This window comes from Streptomyces sp. NPDC085524, from assembly GCF_044541755.1.
In the GTDB taxonomy this organism is placed as follows: domain Bacteria; phylum Actinomycetota; class Actinomycetes; order Streptomycetales; family Streptomycetaceae; genus Streptomyces.
The window spans coordinates 221615-238562 of sequence record NZ_JBITTH010000010.1 but is presented as its reverse complement, the minus strand read 5'-3'; the positions used below and the strand labels follow the sequence as shown (position 1 = coordinate 238562).

The window sequence follows — 16948 nt, the reverse complement described above, 5'->3', positions numbered from 1 at the left end:
GTGCCGGTGCGCGTCGGGCCGCTCCTGCCCGACCCGCCGCCAGTGCCCGGCCAGGACGTTCCTGGCGAAACCGGGGCCACCGGGGAGGTCGTCTCCCCCTCCTGCGGCGCGCCCCCGGCCGATCCGTACGCTGGCCGCATGACGGCCACCATCAGCCCCCTCGACGCCACCGGCCTGCGCGCGCACCGCGACGAACTGGCCGCACTCCTCCTCGCCGTCGTGGAGGGCGGCTCCTCGCTCGGGTTCCTCGCGGACCTCGACCACCGGGGCGCCGCCGCCTGGTGGGACTCCCTGCTCCCGGCCGTCGAGGAGGGCTCCCTGGCGCTGTGGGTCTCCCGCACCGGCGGCAACGGCCGCATCGACGGCACCGTCAGCTGGTACCGGGAGTCCAAGCCCAACGGCCGCCACCGTGCCGAGCTGCGCAAACTGATGGTCCATCCGGACGCCCGCGGCCGGGGAACCGCCCGCGCCCTGCTCGCCGAGGCCGAGGCGGCCGCCGCCCGCGCCGGGGTGGTGCTGATGTTCCTCGACACCGAGACCGGCAGCGGCGCCGAGAAGGTCTACCTCCGGGCGGGCTGGACCGAGGCCGGCACCATCCCCGACTACGCCACCGACCCGGCCGGCCGCCTGCACCCCACCACCCTCTTCTACAAGCACCCTCAAGGGTGACCTCGCCCGCCGCGCGGCGTTAGACCCGTAGCCGCCGGCACCGAGCGAGGGAGACCGAATGTTGTCCGCAGCAGCCGCCGCCGCACCACTGACCCGCCGCGCGGTCCTCCGTACGGCCTTCACCGCGACGGTGCTCGCCGGCACGGCCGCGGCCCTGGCCCCCGTGCTGCGCGCCCGCCGCCCCCGGCAGACGCTGACCCCGGCCCCGCTCTCCGAGGAGACGTACCGGGGCCGGCACATCGCCGTCGATCTCGCCGGGGTGCGCATCGACGGCCGTCCGCTGCACGTCATGCGCCGTGCCGACGGCAGCTACCTCAGCGGGATCAACCACTTCGAGTCCTACGCGACGCCCCTGGAAGTGGCCCGCGCCGCCGTCGACGAACTGGGCACGACCCAGCTGGCGTTCGCGGCCCCGCACCACGGCTGACCCATCCACGGGAAGGGGAGGAACCCCGCGTTGTACATCCGGCAGAACCAGAAGAACCTGACCAGCGCCCAGAAGAAGCGGTTCACGGCGGCCGTGCTCGAGCTGAAGCGCGACGGCACCTACGACTCCTTCGTGCGCACCCACGACAAGTACTTCGTGCCCGACCGCGACCGGAAGCTCCGCGTCGGGCACATGTCGCCCTCCTTCTTCCCGTGGCACCGGCTCTACCTGCTGCGGTTCGAGAGGGAGTTGCAGCGCGTGGACCCCGGAGTCTCCATCCCGTACTGGGACTGGACCACCGACACCAGCCCGGTGTCCTCGCTCTGGGCCGACGACTTCCTCGGGGGCACCGGACGGCAGAGCGACCGCAAGGTCATGACCGGGCCGTTCGCCTACGACAAGGGCAACTGGACGGTGACCGTGGGCATCACGGAGTCCGCCTTCCTCACCCGCAACCTCGGCCGCCCGCAGAACCCGATCACCCTGCCCACCCCCGCGGAACTCCAGTGGGCGATCGACGATCCCACGTACGACTCCTCGCCCTGGGACTCCACGGCCGCCGGCGGCAGCTTCCGCAACAAGCTGGAGGGGTGGGCCGCACCCAAGAGCGAGCGCTGGCGCAACCACAACAAGGTCCACCAGTGGATCGGCGGCCACATGACCGGCGGAACGGCCCCCAACGACCCGGCGTTCTGGCTGCACCACTCCTTCGTGGACCTGATCTGGGACCGCTGGCAGGAGAAGCACCCCGACTCGGGCTACCTGCCGGCCGGACCCCTGCCCTACGGGGACCTCCAGCGGGGCCGCGTCATCGCCCTCGACGAGCCGATGCCGCCGTGGGACATCACCCCCCGCGAGGCGTTCGGCCACCGGGGCGTCTACCGCTACGAATGACGGATGCGGGCAGAGACGCGGAAAGGGCCCCCGCCGTCCGGCGGGGGCCCTTCCGGCGATCAGCCGATCAGGAGATCAGGCGATCAGTGGCCGTAGTCGCCGCCCTCGGTGTGGTGCTCGCCGCCGCCCGACGCGTTGACGCAGGTGTTGCCGAACGCCGGGTTGAGCAGCGCGATCACGTTGACCGTGTTGCCGCAGACGTTGACGGGGACGTGGACGGGAACCTGGAGCACGTTGCCCGAGAGGACACCGGGGGAGCCGACCGCCGCACCGTGCGCTCCGGCATCGGCGACAGCCAGACCCGCACCGGCGGTGACGGCGCTACCGGCCACAGCGGTGATGGCGAATGCCTTCGCGATACGCGACATCAAAGATCTCCTCGTGAGATATGGGGCGCCGCAGAATCTGCAGCATTTGACATGGCATACAACGCGGGGAGGGCCGAGGGGTCACGGCCGCTGCGCCTACCCGGTGACACCGAAGGCCACGGACGCGAAGTACGGCCGCACCTGGGTGACGGCGCCCGGCCGCAGGACCTCCACCGCCCGGCCCTTGCAGCCGGGCTCCCGGTAGAAGGCGGCCGTGGCAGGGGTCCGGTTGGAGACCGCGCGGCCGCCGCCCCCCTCCGCCCCGACGCAGCCCTTCGGAGCGGTGAGCCCGTGCGGCCGGTCGTCCTGGCCGACGTACTGGAAGTCCGGCTCGGCCGCGGCGGCGGCGCCGGCGAAGACCGGTCCGGTGGCGGCCAGCAGCAGGACGGGCAGAATGTGGTGGATACGCAGGGATCGCATAGCCGGTCCAACCGGCACGGGCCCCGGCACGGTCACGCCTTGTCACCCGTCGGAGGGCTGTGCGACCGTGCCAGGAGCATGTGCGACCGCAGGAGGACGAGATGAGCGCACCCGGTGACGACGGCCGGGCGCGGCCCCGGGTCCGGACCGGGTCCGGCCTGGTGGAGGGCCGGACGGACGCGCACGGGAGCGCCGTCTTCCGCGGCATCCCCTACGCCGCCCCGCCCGTCGGCGCCCTGCGCTTCGCGGCTCCCGCGCCGCCGGCCGCCTGGGAGGGCGTACGGGACTGCTCGGCCTTCGGGCCCACCGCGCCCCAGGTGCCGTACGCGGACGTGTTCGCGACCCTGCTGCCCGATCCGCAGATCCCCGGGGACGACTGCCTGACGGTCAACGTGTGGACCCCCGACCCGGCGCCGGCGGCCCGGCTGCCCGTCATGGTGTGGCTGCACGGCGGAGCGCACACCCGCGGCTCCTCGGCCGTGCCCGTCTACGACGGCGCCGCCTTCGCGCGCGACGGGGTCGTCCTCGTCTCCTGCAACTTCCGCCTCGGGGTCCTCGGCTACGGGCTCTTCCCCGACGCACCCGCCAACCGCGGCCTGCTCGACCAGATCGCCGCCCTGGAATGGGTCCGCGACAACATCGGGGCCTTCGGCGGCGACCCCGCCCGCGTCACGGTCTTCGGCGAATCCGCCGGGGCCATCAGCACCGGCGCCCTCCTCGCCGCCCCGAGCGCCGCCGGGCTCTTCTCCCAGGCGGTCCTGCAGAGCGGGGCCCCCGAGGTGCTGCCGCGCGACAAGGTCCGCGCCATGGTGCGGCGGATGGCCTCCCTGCTGAAGACGAAGGCCACCGCGAGCGCGTTCGCCGACGTCCCGCTGCCCGACCTGCTCGCCGCCCAGGCGGCGGTGCTCCACAAGTCGAGCCTCCTCGTGGGCGGACCCGCCTTCGGCCTGGTGGCCGACCCGAAGACGCTCCCCGGCGACCCCCTCGAAGCCGCCGCGCTCAGCGAGGTGCCCCTGCTGATGGGCTGGACCAGCGAGGAGTACCGGCTCTGGCTCGCCCCCACCGGCGCCATGCGGGTCCTGGACCGGCTCGGCCCGCTCGCGCTGGCGCTGGCCCGCTTCCGCAGCGGCAAGGACCGGGACGACGTACGGGCGCTGCGCGCCGCCCTGCCGGGGGCGAGCCCCGCCGAGCTCGCGGGGCAGCTGGTCACGGACAGCCTGCTGCGCGACCCGCTCCGGAGGCTCGCCGGGGCCGGGCGGGCCGCGCCGAGCTACCTGTACGAATTCGCCTGGCCCTCCGGAGTGCCGGGGCTCGGGGCCTGCCACGCCCTGGAACTGGGCTTCGTGTTCGACACCCTCGGCGTGCCGGAGGCCTCGTGGCTGGCCGGCCCGGACACCCCGCAGGCGCTCGCCGAGGAGATGCACTCCGCGTGGGTGCGGTTCGCCCTGACCGGCGACCCGGGCTGGGAGCCCTGGGACGGCAACGGCCCGCCGAGGATCTTCGGCGGGCCGGAGCTGAAGGAGGAGCGGGTGGAGGAGCCGCAGGCTACTCGACGGGTCCTTCCATGACCTTGCTGATGAACTGGATCGGTCCCAGGCCCATGTTCGGGACGTAGGTCTTGGCGTTGTGCTGGCCGCCGGGGATGACCCTCAGCTCGGTGTGGATCGGCCCCTTGTTGCCGTACGTGGCGATGAACTTCTGCACGTCCGGCAGGGTCTTCTTGTTGTTCTCGTTGTCGCCGACCTGGAAGGCGAGGTAGACGTCCGGCGCGCCCTTCTTGTCGATCATGGCCTTCGCCAGGAGCTCCGGGTTGTTCTCGGCCTTCTCCTTGTCGTGGCCCTTCCACAGCGAGGAGTCGGGGACGATGTCCGGGCCGGAGCAGATCGCGGCCTTGAACTTCTCCGGGTACTTGAGCACGGCCTTCAGGCTCGCGAAGCCGCCGGTGGAGGAGCCCATGTAGGCCCAGCCGTCACGGGACTTGACGGTGCGGAAGTTCGCCTTCATCAGGTCGGGGACGTCCTCGGTCAGCCAGGTGCCCATCTTCGGCTGGTCGGGGATGTCGGAGCCGTCCCAGTAGATGCCCTTGTCGTCCGGGCCCGGGTTCAGTACCGGCATGGCGAGGATGAACGGCTTGCTCTTGCCCTCGGCGTACCACTTGCTGATGCTCGTCTGGAGCCCCAGGTCGGTGCCCATCCAGTAGTTGTTCGGGTAGCCGGCGCCGCCGGGCAGGGCGATCATGACCGGGAAGCCGCTCTTGGCGAACTTCGGGTCGTTGTACTCCTTGGGCGCCCAGACCCAGACCTTGCCCTTGAAGCCGGACTTCTTGCCGTCCAGCGTGGTGACGGCCACGTGCGTGCCGTCGGCCAGGGTCATCGAGTTCTTGAACTCGGCGGCCGGCCCGGTGGGCATCAGCATCTTGGAGTTCGGCGGCGGCTGCCCGGCGTCCTTCTTCTTGCCGTCACCGCCCGCGGGCTGCCCGAAGGACACGTCGGAGCCCTTGTCGGTGAACGGCGGTATTTCGAAGTGGTTCATCACGAGCGCCGCGATGCCGGCGAGCGCCAGCACGGTGACACCCGCGATCACCCAGCGGCGCGCCCGCGACCTGCGCGGCGGGGGCTCCGGGTCGTAGTCGTACTGGTCCCCGTACTGCTCTTCGTACTGCGGCTGTTGACCGTACGGAGGCTGCTGCCCGTACGGGCCCTGCGGCGGCCGGCCGGGGGCCTGCTGTTGTCCGTAAGGCCGGCCGTACTGGTCCCCGTACGGCGGCTGGGGGCTCTGTCCCTGCGGCCCGTACGGCTGGTACTGCTGCCCGTCAGGTGAGTACGACATGTGCGGTGGCTCTCCGGCTGATGCTGCCCCCGAGGGGGCGGTGTGGTCTGGCGGCTGGTCCCGTCCGTTCGGAAGATGAACGAATACGTGGCCGGGTTCCGCATTTTTACTTCTCTTGGGGTTTTCTGGGGCAGGCCGTTACCCGGCGCCTGAAGGGCCGGTGGAGTTCGGGTTCTGTTCGCCAAGTATCCCTGGCCAGTGCACATGCCCCTGGGTATGGTGCCTCCGCGCCGCCGTCCGAACCCCCATTCCGCCCGGAGGTACCCCGTGTTTGGCATGCTCCTGCCAGGCTCTCGTCGTAGGACCGCCCTCGCCACCGCCTTCGGCCTCAGCGTCGCGGGCGCGGCCCTGTGGGCGGGCACAGGCGCCGTCCAGCCCGCCCACGCCGCAGGCCTGCCCGCACCCGACCACGTCGTCGTCGTGGTCTTCGAGAACCACGCCTACAACCAGGTCATCGGCAGCTCCAGCGCCCCGTACATCAACTCGCTCAAGAGCGGCGGCGCCAACCTCACGCAGTCGTACGGCATCACGCACCCGAGCCAGCCCAACTACCTCCAGCTCTTCTCGGGCTCCAACCAGGGCGTCACCGGCGACAGCTGCTACACCCCCGGCTTCAGCTCCGCCCCCAACCTCGCCTCGGAGCTGATCGCCGCCGGCAAGAGCTGGGGCAGCTACAACGAGGGCCTCCCCAGCGCGGGTTCCACCACCTGCAGCAGCGGCAAGTACGCCCGCAAGCACAACCCCTGGTTCGCCTTCTCCAACGTGCCCACCAGCACCGCGAAGACGATGACCCAGTTCCCGACGGACTTCACCACCCTGCCCAAGGTGTCCTTCGTCGTCCCGGACCTCTGCAACGACATGCACGACTGCTCCGTCGGCACCGGCGACACCTGGCTCAAGAACAACCTCAAGGCCTACGCGGACTGGGCCAAGACCCACAACAGCCTCCTCGTCGTCACCTTCGACGAGGACAACCGGCTCGCCGGGAACAAGATCCCCACCGTGCTCTACGGCCAGCCCGTCACCCCCGGCAGCACGTCGGGCACCACCTACAACCACTACGACATGCTGCGCACCCTGGAGGGCCTGGCCGGCCTGACCACCCACGCCGGGAACGCCGCCACCGCCAAGGACATCACGGGGATCTGGGCTTCCTGACCATGTACGTTGCGGACAGCCGCGGTACTTCCGCGCCCGCCGTGACCCCCGAGCCGCAGGCCGCCGCCCCGGGTGCCCACCCGGGGCGGCGCGCCGCCCTCGCCCCCACGGTGCTCGCCCTCGGCACGGTCAGCCTGATCACCGACGTCTCCTCCGAGATGGTCACGGCCGTGCTCCCGCTCTACCTCGTCGCCGGCCTCGGGCTCTCCCCGCTCGGCTTCGGACTGCTCGACGGCCTCTACAACGGGGTCAGCGCCCTCGTCCGGCTCACCGGAGGCCACCTCGGCGACCGCCTCGGCCGCCACAAGGCCCTCGCCGGGATCGGCTACGGGCTCTCCGCGCTCTGCAAACCCCTGCTCCTGCTCGCGCACACCCTGCCCGCGATCGGCGCCGTCCTCGCCCTCGACCGGACCGGCAAGGGCCTGCGCACCGCCCCGCGCGACGCGCTGATCTCCCTCGCGGCCGCCCCCGAGGACCGCGGCCGGGCCTTCGGTGTGCACCGGGCCATGGACACCGCCGGCGCGCTCATCGGCCCCGTCCTCGCCTTCCTCATCCTGCGCGGCGCCGCCGACGGCTACGACGCCGTGTTCACCGTCAGCGCCTGCGTGGCCGCCCTCGGGGTCCTCGTCCTGGTCCTGTTCGTGCCCGGCCGGCGGACCGCCCCGGCCGCCCCCGCCGAGCCGGTCTCGCTGCGCGCCGCCCTCGGGCTGCTGCGCCGGACCGACCTGCGCCGGACCGGCCTGTGCGCGCTGCTCCTGGGCCTGTGCACCGTCAGCGACGCCTTCGTCTTCCTGCTGCTGCAGCGCGCCACCGGGATCGCCGACCGCTGGTTCGCCCTGCTGCCGCTCGGTACCGCCGCCGCGTTCTTCCTGCTCGCACTGCCGCTGGGCCGCCTCGCCGACCGGATCGGCCGCGGGCGGGTCTTCATCGGCGGCCACCTCGCCCTGCTGCTCGCCTACGGACTGCTCCTGGCCGGCGGGGCGGGGGCGTGGCTGCCGTACGCGGTGCTCCTGCTGCACGGCGGCTTCTACGCGGCGACCGACGGCGTGCTGATGGCCGCGGCCGCCGGCTCCGTCCCCGAGGAGCACCGCGGCGGCGGCCTGGCCCTCGTCCAGACCGGCCAGGCCCTCGCCCGGTTCGCCGCCTCCCTCGGCTTCGGTGCCGCCTGGACGGTCTGGGGCGCCCGCCCCGCCCTCGCCGTGGCCGCCGCACTGCTCGCCGCCGCCGTCTGCGTGTCCGTACGGCTGCTGCCCTCGGGCGACGACTGACGCGGTCGCCCCCGAACATCCCCCGAAGCCGCCCCGAAAGGCCCCCATGCCACCGATGCCCCCCTTGTCCCTCCGCCGCCGGATCCTGATCCTGGCCGCCGTCGTGTGCGTGCTGGCCGTGGTCGCGGGGCTGTCCTTCCTGCGGGCCGCCGACCGCGCCGAGCAGAAGAACCACGCCCAGGCGGGCGGCCCCGAGATCACCCGGGGCGCACTCTCGCTGAACCCCGGCGACGCCGGCCCGCGGATCCTCTTCCGCAACATGGCGTGGGGCCCGCACCGCGACGAACTCGCCTCCGTCCCCGCCTCGGCTCCCGAGGGGGCCCGTACCGCCTCCGGAGTGAGCTGTCTGCGCTTCCACTCCGCCGGGGGCACCGGCGTCTGCCTCCAGGCGGTCAAGGGCGGGGTCCAGGACGGCTACCGGGCCGTCGTGCTCGACGCCCGTCTGAAGGAGGTGTCCGCGCACCCGCTGGCCGGCATCCCCACCCGGGCCCGGGTCTCGCCCGGCGGGCACCTCGCCGCCTGGACCGTCTTCGTCGGCGGCGACTCGTACGCCGGTACGAACTTCTCGACGCGGACCTCGGTGCTCGACCTGCGCACGGGCAGGCTCGACGCCTCCCTGGAGGACTTCACGATCCTCAAGGACGGCAAGGAGTACCGGAACGCCGACGTCAACTTCTGGGGGGTCACCTTCACCGCCGACGAACAGGCGTTCTACGCGACCATGGCCACCGGCGGCCGCACCCACCTGGTCCGCGGGGACCTGACCGCACGCACGGTGACCACCCTGCGCGAGAACGTGGAATGCCCGTCCCTGGCGCCCGACGGCAAGCGGCTGGTGTTCAAGAAGCGGGTGGAGGGGCTGCCCGCCGAGGCCCCGTGGCGGCTGTACGCCCTGGACCTGGCCTCCGGAGCGCAGACCCCGCTCGCCGAGGAGCGCAGCGTCGACGACCAGGTCGTGTGGCTGGACGAACGGACCGTCGCCTACTCGCTGCCCGGTGACTTCGGGGCCGACCTCTACACGGTCCCGGCGGACGGGAGCGGTGCCCCGGTCCGCCTCATGGCATCGGCCCTCGCCCCCGCCTTCCTCGGGTGAGAGGACGGGGGCGGGCGGCCGCAGGACCGTTACGCCGGAACGAGCGTCTTGCGCCTGCGCTTGCGCGGAGCCTTCGCCGAGAGCCTCAGCTCGATGATCGACCGCACGGCCGGCCACTCCTCGTCGAGGATCGAGTAGAAGGCCGTACTGCGGACCGCGCCGTCGAGCCCCCGCGAATGGGCCCGGCGGACCCCCTCGCAGGTGAACCCGAGACGCTCCATGGCGGCCCGCGAACGGAGGTTGCGGGCGTCCGCGCGCAGTGAGATGCGTCGCACGCCCCAGGTCTCGAAGGCATGGCGGAGCATGAGCAGCTTCGCCTCGGTGTTGATGCCGGTTCCCTGGGCGCCCGGGGACAGCCAGGTATTGCCGATCTCGGCGGCATCGGGGATCGCCGTCGCCGGATCACCGAACGGGACACCCGGCACGGCGGGCCACACCAGCGGACCCTGCCAGTAGTCCAGTTCCAGGAACCGGGTGGAACCGACGACCAGGCCGTCCGCGGCTCTGACCACCGCGAACGGGAGCGACCGGCCCGCCGCCTGATCGGCGAGGGCGCGTTCGATGTACTCGTGGGACGCCTGCACCCCATGGGGTACGGGGGTGAAGGCGTAAGTCGTACGATCCTCGGCCCCGGCCAGGGCCAGAGCCTCGGTGTGGTGGGGGGCGAGGGGCTCGAGCCGCACGGAGCGGCCGGCGAGGAGTACGGGTACGGGCACGGAGCCTTCGGTCCTTCTGGGCGGTGGGGTGGTTGCACAGTCTGCGTCTCTGACGTCGCCCCCCGTGCAAAACACGGGTGAAAGGCAACGGGCTGTCAGGTGAACGCGAGTGGCTCAATGTAGCCCCTTAATGTCCTCTCATGAACCCCCAATTTGGCAATGGCGTGAACGTCTTTTTCGACGACTTGGGTCCCCGGGACGGAGCGCCCGTAATCCTGATCCACGGACATCCGTTCAACCGCACGATGTGGGCCCCCCAGACAGCCGCGCTGACGGCCGCCGGCTACCGGGTTATCGCCCCTGACCTGCGAGGATACGGTGAAAGCCCGGTCGTCCCCGGCAAGGCGCTGCTCGCCGACTTCGCGGACGACCTCGCCGCCCTGCTCGCCCGCCTCGGTATCGAACAGGCGGTCGTCGGTGGTGTGTCCATGGGCGGGCAGATCGCCATGGAGCTGCGGCTGCGCCACCCGGGTGTGGTACGGGCCCTCGTGCTCTCCGACACCTCGCCGGTGCCGGAGAACGAGGACGGCAGGAAGTACCGCCGGGAGCTCGCGGAGCGGCTCCTCGCCGAGGGCATGGAGGGGTACGCCGAAGAGGTCATCGACAAGATGCTGGCGCCTTACAACGTGACCGGCATGCCCGGGGCGGCCGCCCGGGTGAGCGCCATGATGTGCGCGACCGGCCCCGAGGGTGCGGCAGCGGCCCTGCGCGGGCGCGCCGAGCGCCCCGACTACCGCCCGGTGCTCGCCGGGGCCTCCGAGCCCTGCCTGGTGCTGGTCGGCGCGGACGACGTCTACACCCCGGTCGCGGACGCCGAGGCCCTGCACGCGCTGATGCCGCACTCGGTGCTCACGGTCGTCGAGGGGGCCGGGCACCTGCCGGGGGTGGAGCGGCCGGAGGCCTTCAACCGGGCGCTGCTGGAGTTCCTCGCGGGGCTGTGAGTGGCCCAAGATCTCAGGCCGTGATTGGCTCTGCCGCGCGGGCCACCCGGCTGATGGAATGACGGGGTGACGCTACGGATCCTGCCCCCGCCCGGGGCGCCGCGACGGCTCGCCGCGGCCCAGTTGAGCAACTCCGTCGGTGACGGTGCCTACTACGTGTGTTCGGCCCTCTACTTCACCCGCATGGTCGGTCTCTCGCCCGCGCAGATCGGCCTCGGCCTGACCGTCGCCTGGGCCGTGGGCTCCGTGGCCGGCGTCCCGCTGGGGGCGCTCGCCGACCGGCGCGGCCCCCGCGGAACCTCGGCGCTGCTGGCGGGGGCCACCGCGGCCTCGGTGCTCTCCTTCCTCTTCATCCGGTCCTTCTGGGCCTTCCTGGCGGCCGTGGTCCTCTACGCCACCGCCCAGTGCGGCCTCGGGGCGGCCCGGCAGGCGCTGCTCGCCGGTCTGGTCCCCGCGGAGCAGCGGACGGGGGTCCTGGCCCACCTCCAGTCGATGCTCAACGGAGGGCTGGCCCTGGGGGCGGCGCTCGGCGGGCTGGCCCTGGGGGCGGACACCGGACGGGCCTACCTCGCGGTCTTCGTCCTGGACGCGGTGGGCTTCCTGGGCTGCGCCGCCGTCCTGCTGACGCTGCCCGCGGTGGCCCCCGTCGCCGGGCGGGCGGCGGGGGAGCCCCGGCTGGCGGTGCTCCGCGACCGCCCGTACGCGCTGGTCACGCTGCTGAACGCGGTCCTGCTGCTGCGGATGCCGCTGCTGAGCCTCGCCGTGCCGCTCTGGATCGTGCAGCGCACGCACGCCCCCGGCTGGCTGGTGTCGGCGCTGTTCGTGCTCAACACCGTCGCCGTGATGCTCTTCCAGGTGCGCATGGCCCGGCCCGTGACCGGCCTGGACGCCGCCCGGCGGGCGGTGCGGGTCTCGGGGCTGGTGATGGCCGCGTCGTGCGCGGTGTTCGCCCTCTCGGCGCTGCCGGGGGCCGGATGGGCGGCGGCCGGGCTGCTCGTGGCGGGCGCGGTGCTCCAGGTGGACGCCGAGATGCGGCAGTCCGCCGGGTCCTGGCAGATCGGGTTCTCGCTGGCGCCCGCCGACCGGATCGGCCAGTACCAGGGCTTCTTCGGCACCGGGGTCCCCGTGGCCCGCACCCTCGGGCCGCTGGTGCTGACCTCTCTGCTGCTGGTGTGGGGCATCCCGGGGTGGCTGCTGCTGGGGGCCGTGCTGCTCGCGGCCTCGTACGGGATGGGGCCGGCCGTGCGCCGGGCCGAGGCCTCCCGCGGGCGTGACGGCGCCCGGGGAGCCGCCGTGGAAGCCGTACCTGCGGGCTGAACCAGGGCCTGTCGGCGTGCCCCGGGCGACCGGCGGCGGCCCGGGTGCCGGGGCGGCCGCCTGCTCCCCGGCGGAGTGAGCCCCCGCGCCTGAGATCATCCGGGCATGGACGAGGTACTGCGCAGGCTCGCTTCCGTCGGGCCGTTCTTCACCGTCCCCTGCGGGAAGGAACCGCCCGGGGAGGGCTTCCGGCCGCTCGGCGAGCTGTACGGCGAGCGGCTGGAGCCGTACGTCGCCGAGGTCGGGCGGCGGATCGGCAGCGGGCCCGGGCGGGTGGCCGCCTCGACCGCCCAGCTCGGGATCGCCTCGCGGCTGTGGTCCGCCGGGCTCGGCTGCGCCGCCCTGGCCGGGAGGGTGCCGGACCTGGCCCCGGACCGGGTGTGGTGGCGGCTGCCGGCGGCGGGCTCGCTGGAGCTGTGGCTGCCCGAGCCGGGGGAGCTGCCGGCCCGGGCGCTCGGGGAGACCGTGCTCGGGAACCTGGCCGTGCTCGACGCGGGACTGCGGGAGCGGTTCGGGGTCTCGCCGAAGGTGCTGCGGGGCAATGCCGCGTCGGGGCTCGTCGGAGCCCTGCGGGTCCTGCTCGACCGGGTGCCGGGCGGTACGGCCGTGGCCCTGGCCGGTGAACTGCTGGGCGAGGGAGGGGCGCTCGCCGGGTCGGGCACCTTCATCCACGAGGAAGGGCTCGGCGTGGCCTTCGTACGGCGCAGCTGCTGCCTCTACTACCAGGTGCCGGGCGGCGGGCTCTGCGGGGACTGCGTGCTGCGGACCAGGTAGGCGGGCTCGGCCGGGCGGACGTTCTTGTTGTGGTGGAAGGCGTTGCCGGGGTCGTACGCGGCCTTGACCCCGGCCAGCCGCCGGTAGGTGTCGTCGCCGTAGGCCTCGCGGACCCGGGCCGGGTCGTCGTCGCGGTCGAGGAAGTTGACGTAGACGCCGCCGCCTCGGTGAGGCCCGAGCGCTTGGAGGAAGCGACGTGTCCAGGCGGTCTCGGCCGCGGACCGCTCACCGGTTTCCCCGGGGAGCCACACGCCGTCGATGACGATGTTGAAGGCCGCGTCCCGGCCGGCGTAGGCGGTGGTGCCGCGGGGGACCCGGGCGACGGCGCCGCCCATGTGGAACACCGCCGTGTACGACCGGGGCGAGCCGGCGCGGTGGGCCTGGTCGGCGATGACGGAGACGGCGGCGTCCGAGAGCCCGCTGAGTCCGGTGGACTTCCAGTAGTAGTGCCACCCGTGGGGGACGGTGTCGTCGAGACCGCCCTGGAACGCGGCGTAGGGCGTGGGTGCCAGCAGGTCCACGAGGGGCGTCCCGAACCGGCGCAGGGGCCGCAGGACCCGCTCGCCCTCGTCGACGGGTCCGGCGTAGCAGCAGGCCACGGCGACGGCCGGCCGCCAGTGCAGCTCCTCGGGGACCACCGGCAGCGGGGGAACGGTGCCCAGTCTGACGACGGTGCCCAGCTCGTCGGGGGCTTCGGAGACGAAGTCACGGTAGAAGCGGAGCACCTCCGCGGTGTCGTCCGCCGCCCAGAAGACGGGGCCGGCCGTCACGGTCGGGCCGAGGGGGTGCAGGGCGAACTCGAAGGTGGTGACGGCGCCGAAGTTCCCGCCGCCGCCGCGCAGCGCCCAGAACAGGTCGGGGTGCTCGTCGGCGGAGGCCCGTACGAGGTCGCCGTCGGCGGTGACCACCTCGGCGGCCAGCAGGTTGTCGACCGTGAGCCCGTGCCGCCGCATCAGGAAGCCGAGGCCGCCGCCGAGCGTGAGCCCGGCGACGCCGGTGTGGCCCACGATGCCTCCGGTGGTGGCCAGCCCGTGGGCCTGCGTCCCGGCGTCGACGTCGCCCCACAGCGCACCACCCTGCACCCGGGCCGTGCGGGCCACGGGGTCGACCCGGACGGCCCGCATGTGCGAGAGGTCGACGACGATCCCGTCGTCGCACACCGCGGTGCCGGCGACGTTGTGGCCCCCGCCCCGGACGGCGATCTCCAGGTCGCGGTCGCGGGCGAAGCGCACGGCGGCGACCACGTCGGCGGTCGTGCCGCACCGGGCGATCAGCCGGGGACGCCGGTCGACGGCGCCGTTCCACACGGCCCGGGCGGCGTCGTAGTCATCGTGTCCGGCGGTGATCAGCCGGCCCCGGAAACCGTCGATGTCCATCGCGGTCACCTCCCGCTCGGACGGCCGGCCCGCCGGCCGGCCGGTGTCGTGGTCCTCGTATCCGACACCCCCATCGCACCACCGGGTGCCGGGGCCGTGAAGTCAGGAATCTGGACCGGACCGCCCGGGGCGGGCGTGCGAGACTGGCAGCGTGCGGACCTACGGTCAGTACTGTCCCATCGCCCGCGGCGCCGAGATCTTCGCCGAGCGCTGGACACCGGTGATCATCCGCAACCTGTACCTGGGCTGCGGAAGCTTCGGCGAGATCCTCCAGGGCGCCCCCGGACTGTCGCGGACCCTGCTCGCGCAACGCCTCAAGCAGCTCGAACGGCTCGGCATCGTCGCGTCGGAACCCAAGCACGAAGGGCGCGGACACCACTACGAGCTCACCTCCGCGGGCCGCGACCTCTTCAAGGTCTGCGTGTCGCTCGGCGAGTGGGGCGCCGCCTGGCTCGAGATCGCCCCCGAGCACCTCGACCCCTTCGTGGCGCTGTGGTCGATGTGCAACATGCTCCGCCGGGACCGGCTCCCGGACGGCCGCGTCGTCATCCGCTTCGACTTCACCGGGCGGCGCAGCAGCCCGGAGCGGTACTGGCTGCTGATCGAGCACGCGGACACGGAGATCTGCAAGACGTACCCCGGTGTCGACGAGGACCTCTACGTCACGGCGGAAGCAGAGGCCTTCGTGAAATGGCACGCCGGCCGGCTGAGCTGGACCGAAGCCGTCCGGGAGGACCGCATCAGGCTCCACGGCCCGTCCTGGCTCGTACGGGCCTTCCCCACCTGGAACGCCAAGAGCGCCTTCGCGCACATCAAGCCGGTCGCACGAAGGCCGTCGGGGAGCGGTGGCGCTGCTCCCCGACGGCCCTCGGCGACGGCTCGGCGGAACTAGAAGGTCAGGTTCCAGGAGTCGATCTTGCCGGTGTCGCCGCCGGCGTTGTCGTTGACCCGCAGCTTCCAGGTGCCGTTGGCGACCTCCGAGGAGGCGTTCACGGTGTAGACCTGGTTGATGTTGTCGGCGCTGCCGCCGGCCCGGTTGTGGACCGTGTACACGGTGCCGTCCGGGGCGATCAGGTCGACCTTCAGGTCACCGATGTAGGTGTGCACGATGTTCACGCCCACCTTGAGGGTGGCCGGGGCGTTGCCCGTGACACCGCTGACGGTGATGGGGCTCTCCACGGTGGTGTTGTCGCCGATGGCGAAGTCACCCGTGTTCTCGAAGTACTTGCCGGGCGGCGGGGTGGACCCGACCGCCTTCAGCGCGTCGACCTGGCCCTCGCCGAAGAACCCGTTGTTGGCCGCGGTGCCCTTGCAGCGGCTGTCCGACGGGCAGGCGACGTCGTTGGCCTGGGCGGCCAGCTTCTCGCGGATCTGGGCCGGCGTGATGCCCGGGTTGACGCTGGCGATGAGCGCCGCCACACCCGCGACGTGCGGGCTGGCCATCGACGTACCGCTCATGGTGGCGTAGGTGCCGCCCGGTGCGGTGGAGTAGACGTTGCTGCCGGGAGCTGCGACGTCGATGACGCCCTGGCCGAAGTTGGAGAACGAGGCCTTGGTGGTGCCGGTGCCGTTCGCCGCGACGGTGACCACGCCCGGGAGCTCGGTCGGGATGTCCAGGCAGGCGTTGGTGATGGTGCGGGTGACCGGGGTCGAGTCGTTCGGGCTCTCGGTGTCGGTCGTCTTGTTGGCCAGGTCGATGTTGGAGTTGCCGGCCGCCGCGACCTGGAGCGAACCCTTGCCCTCCGCGTACTCCTGGGCGCGCTTGACGCCCTCGATGATCGCGGCCTGGTCGGCGTTGTCCGGGCAGTTGAACTGCCACGGGTCCGTGTAGTAGCTGTTGTTGGTGACCTTGAAACCGTGGTCGCCGGCCCACATGAAGCCGCACACGGTGTTCTCGGCGAAGAAGAGCGAGGAGCCGGGCTCGGCGATGCGCACCGAGGAGATCTTCACGCTCGGGGCCACGCCGATGACGCCCTTGCCGTTCTTGGCGGCGGCGACCGTGCCGGCCACGTGGGTGCCGTGGGTGCCGACGTCACGCCAGGCGCCCGTACGGGTGTCCGGCTTGCCGTAGGCGCAGGAGGCGGAGTCCGCCGCGTTGAAGTTCGGCGCCAGGTCCTGGTGCTGGTCGTCCACACCGGTGTCCAGGATGCCGACCTTGACCGAAGGGGAGCCGGTGGTGACGGCCCAGGCCTGGTCGGCCTTGATCTGGGTCATGTCGACGCGGTTCGGCTCGCCCGCCGGCGTCGTGGCCTGCGTCGGATTGGCGGGCAGGGCCGGGTTGTAGGCGTCCGCCGGCACGTCCGAGGTGCGGGTCGCGCCGACCTGCTGGACGCCGCTCACGCCGCGCATCGTCGTGGCGAAGGTGCCGGACGAGGAGTGGGCGACGATCACGCCGATCGCGTCGTAGTACTGGAAGACCGTGCCGCCGTTGGCCGTTACCGCGTTGCGGACGGCCGTGGTGTCACCGGGAGCGGTGATCACGAGGTAGGCGCGGGTGCCGGCAACCCAGGTCGCACTCTGGGAGGTCGGCGCCGCGGCCTTGGGCGCCGCGGGGGCGGTGCCGGACTTGGCGGGAGAGCCGGAAGGGGAGACGGGGGCGGTGCCGGCGAGCGCGGCGGGGGCCCCGAAAGCGAGTGCGGCGCCGATGGTGGCGGCCAGCACGAGGGTACGTCGAGGTCGGCTGGATATGTGGGGTATC

General features: G+C 72.7%; 17 protein-coding genes. 11 read left to right on the top strand and 6 right to left on the bottom strand.

Features of this window, described 5'->3' with window-relative positions:
* The first annotated feature begins 138 nt into the window (after positions 1 to 138).
* The 3 genes from ACIGFK_RS17995 to ACIGFK_RS17985 are packed head-to-tail and all read left to right on the top strand — an operon-like array spanning position 139 to position 1990.
* Positions 139 to 669, top strand: a complete 531-nt coding sequence (locus ACIGFK_RS17995) for a GNAT family N-acetyltransferase (RefSeq protein WP_376657077.1) — start codon at positions 139 to 141, stop codon at positions 667 to 669.
* 58 nt (positions 670 to 727) lie between these two features.
* Positions 728 to 1096 (top strand): tyrosinase family oxidase copper chaperone, encoded by a 369-nt coding sequence (locus tag ACIGFK_RS17990; RefSeq protein WP_376657076.1) that lies wholly within the window; start codon positions 728 to 730, stop codon positions 1094 to 1096.
* Positions 1097 to 1126: 30 nt separating this feature from the next.
* Positions 1127 to 1990 (top strand): tyrosinase family protein, encoded by an 864-nt coding sequence (locus ACIGFK_RS17985; RefSeq protein WP_386467653.1) that lies wholly within the window; start codon positions 1127 to 1129, stop codon positions 1988 to 1990.
* An 83-nt stretch (positions 1991 to 2073) separates the two neighbouring features.
* On the opposite strand, the gene ACIGFK_RS17980 is transcribed toward ACIGFK_RS17985, so the two are convergent.
* On the bottom strand, positions 2074 to 2358 hold the full coding sequence (locus ACIGFK_RS17980; RefSeq protein ID WP_376657074.1) for a chaplin: 285 nt from the start codon (positions 2356 to 2358) through the stop codon (positions 2074 to 2076).
* 96 nt (positions 2359 to 2454) lie between these two features.
* Positions 2455 to 2778, bottom strand: a complete 324-nt coding sequence (locus tag ACIGFK_RS17975; RefSeq protein ID WP_376657073.1) for a hypothetical protein — start codon at positions 2776 to 2778, stop codon at positions 2455 to 2457.
* 101 nt (positions 2779 to 2879) lie between these two features.
* Here ACIGFK_RS17975 and ACIGFK_RS17970 point away from each other — a divergent pair, with 101 nt between their 5' ends.
* Positions 2880 to 4346, top strand: coding sequence for a carboxylesterase/lipase family protein (locus ACIGFK_RS17970; protein ID WP_376657072.1), 1467 nt, complete (start codon positions 2880 to 2882; stop codon positions 4344 to 4346).
* Here the strand turns inward: ACIGFK_RS17970 and ACIGFK_RS17965 are convergent.
* Entirely contained in the window at positions 4324 to 5607 is a 1284-nt protein-coding gene (locus ACIGFK_RS17965; protein ID WP_376657071.1) for an alpha/beta hydrolase, read from the bottom strand. The genes ACIGFK_RS17970 and ACIGFK_RS17965 overlap by 23 nt on opposite strands.
* A gap of 276 nt (positions 5608 to 5883) precedes the next feature.
* On the opposite strand from ACIGFK_RS17965, the gene ACIGFK_RS17960 reads away from it, so the two are divergent.
* The 3 genes from ACIGFK_RS17960 (at position 5884) to ACIGFK_RS17950 (ending at position 9126) form a co-directional block, all read left to right on the top strand.
* Positions 5884 to 6765: an alkaline phosphatase family protein gene (locus ACIGFK_RS17960; protein ID WP_386467651.1), complete on the top strand. Its 882-nt coding sequence runs from the start codon at positions 5884 to 5886 to the stop codon at positions 6763 to 6765.
* A 2-nt stretch (positions 6766 to 6767) separates the two neighbouring features.
* Positions 6768 to 8033, top strand: a complete 1266-nt coding sequence (locus ACIGFK_RS17955) for an MFS transporter (protein WP_376657069.1) — start codon at positions 6768 to 6770, stop codon at positions 8031 to 8033.
* A gap of 64 nt (positions 8034 to 8097) precedes the next feature.
* Entirely contained in the window at positions 8098 to 9126 is a 1029-nt protein-coding gene (locus tag ACIGFK_RS17950) for a TolB family protein (protein WP_400052617.1), read from the top strand.
* Between the two features lie 29 nt (positions 9127 to 9155).
* Here ACIGFK_RS17950 and ACIGFK_RS17945 read toward each other — a convergent pair whose 3' ends face one another.
* Complete coding sequence (locus tag ACIGFK_RS17945; RefSeq protein WP_376657068.1) at positions 9156 to 9842, bottom strand: GNAT family N-acetyltransferase; 687 nt, start codon at positions 9840 to 9842, stop codon at positions 9156 to 9158.
* Positions 9843 to 9982: 140 nt separating this feature from the next.
* Here ACIGFK_RS17945 and ACIGFK_RS17940 point away from each other — a divergent pair, with 140 nt between their 5' ends.
* The 3 genes from ACIGFK_RS17940 (at position 9983) to ACIGFK_RS17930 (ending at position 12874) form a co-directional block, all read left to right on the top strand.
* A complete protein-coding gene (locus ACIGFK_RS17940) occupies positions 9983 to 10783 on the top strand; it encodes an alpha/beta fold hydrolase (protein ID WP_400052538.1) in 801 nt (266 codons plus the stop codon).
* Positions 10784 to 10849: 66 nt separating this feature from the next.
* The gene (locus ACIGFK_RS17935) at positions 10850 to 12100 is read left to right on the top strand and encodes an MFS transporter (protein ID WP_376657067.1); all 1251 of its coding nucleotides are present in this window, start codon (positions 10850 to 10852) and stop codon (positions 12098 to 12100) included.
* A gap of 105 nt (positions 12101 to 12205) precedes the next feature.
* Entirely contained in the window at positions 12206 to 12874 is a 669-nt protein-coding gene (locus ACIGFK_RS17930) for a (2Fe-2S)-binding protein (RefSeq protein ID WP_376657066.1), read from the top strand.
* Here the strand turns inward: ACIGFK_RS17930 and ACIGFK_RS17925 are convergent.
* A complete protein-coding gene (locus ACIGFK_RS17925) occupies positions 12820 to 14250 on the bottom strand; it encodes an FAD-binding oxidoreductase (RefSeq protein ID WP_400052536.1) in 1431 nt (476 codons plus the stop codon). The two genes, ACIGFK_RS17930 and ACIGFK_RS17925, sit on opposite strands and share 55 nt — an antisense overlap.
* A gap of 151 nt (positions 14251 to 14401) precedes the next feature.
* Here ACIGFK_RS17925 and ACIGFK_RS17920 point away from each other — a divergent pair, with 151 nt between their 5' ends.
* On the top strand, positions 14402 to 15142 hold the full coding sequence (locus ACIGFK_RS17920) for a winged helix-turn-helix transcriptional regulator (RefSeq protein WP_386467643.1): 741 nt from the start codon (positions 14402 to 14404) through the stop codon (positions 15140 to 15142).
* On the opposite strand, the gene ACIGFK_RS17915 is transcribed toward ACIGFK_RS17920, so the two are convergent.
* Entirely contained in the window at positions 15139 to 16911 is a 1773-nt protein-coding gene (locus tag ACIGFK_RS17915) for a S8 family serine peptidase (RefSeq protein WP_376657063.1), read from the bottom strand. The two genes, ACIGFK_RS17920 and ACIGFK_RS17915, sit on opposite strands and share 4 nt — an antisense overlap.
* Positions 16912 to 16948 lie beyond the last annotated feature (37 nt).

What these genes read in the sequence shown, in the direction of transcription:
- ACIGFK_RS17980 (WP_376657074.1), bottom strand. Translation starts at nt 2,358, where the DNA reads ATGTCGCGTATCGCGAAGGCATTCGCCATCACCGCTGTGGCCGGTAGC.
- ACIGFK_RS17955 (WP_376657069.1), top strand. Translation starts at nt 6,768, where the DNA reads ATGTACGTTGCGGACAGCCGCGGTACTTCCGCGCCCGCCGTGACCCCC.
- ACIGFK_RS17990 (WP_376657076.1), top strand. Translation starts at nt 728, where the DNA reads ATGTTGTCCGCAGCAGCCGCCGCCGCACCACTGACCCGCCGCGCGGTC.
- ACIGFK_RS17970 (WP_376657072.1), top strand. Translation starts at nt 2,880, where the DNA reads ATGAGCGCACCCGGTGACGACGGCCGGGCGCGGCCCCGGGTCCGGACC.
- ACIGFK_RS17975 (WP_376657073.1), bottom strand. Translation starts at nt 2,778, where the DNA reads ATGCGATCCCTGCGTATCCACCACATTCTGCCCGTCCTGCTGCTGGCC.
- ACIGFK_RS17960 (WP_386467651.1), top strand. Translation starts at nt 5,884, where the DNA reads ATGCTCCTGCCAGGCTCTCGTCGTAGGACCGCCCTCGCCACCGCCTTC.
- ACIGFK_RS17925 (WP_400052536.1), bottom strand. Translation starts at nt 14,250, where the DNA reads ATGGACATCGACGGTTTCCGGGGCCGGCTGATCACCGCCGGACACGAT.
- ACIGFK_RS17965 (WP_376657071.1), bottom strand. Translation starts at nt 5,607, where the DNA reads ATGTCGTACTCACCTGACGGGCAGCAGTACCAGCCGTACGGGCCGCAG.
- ACIGFK_RS17940 (WP_400052538.1), top strand. Translation starts at nt 9,983, where the DNA reads ATGAACCCCCAATTTGGCAATGGCGTGAACGTCTTTTTCGACGACTTG.
- ACIGFK_RS17930 (WP_376657066.1), top strand. Translation starts at nt 12,206, where the DNA reads ATGGACGAGGTACTGCGCAGGCTCGCTTCCGTCGGGCCGTTCTTCACC.
- ACIGFK_RS17995 (WP_376657077.1), top strand. Translation starts at nt 139, where the DNA reads ATGACGGCCACCATCAGCCCCCTCGACGCCACCGGCCTGCGCGCGCAC.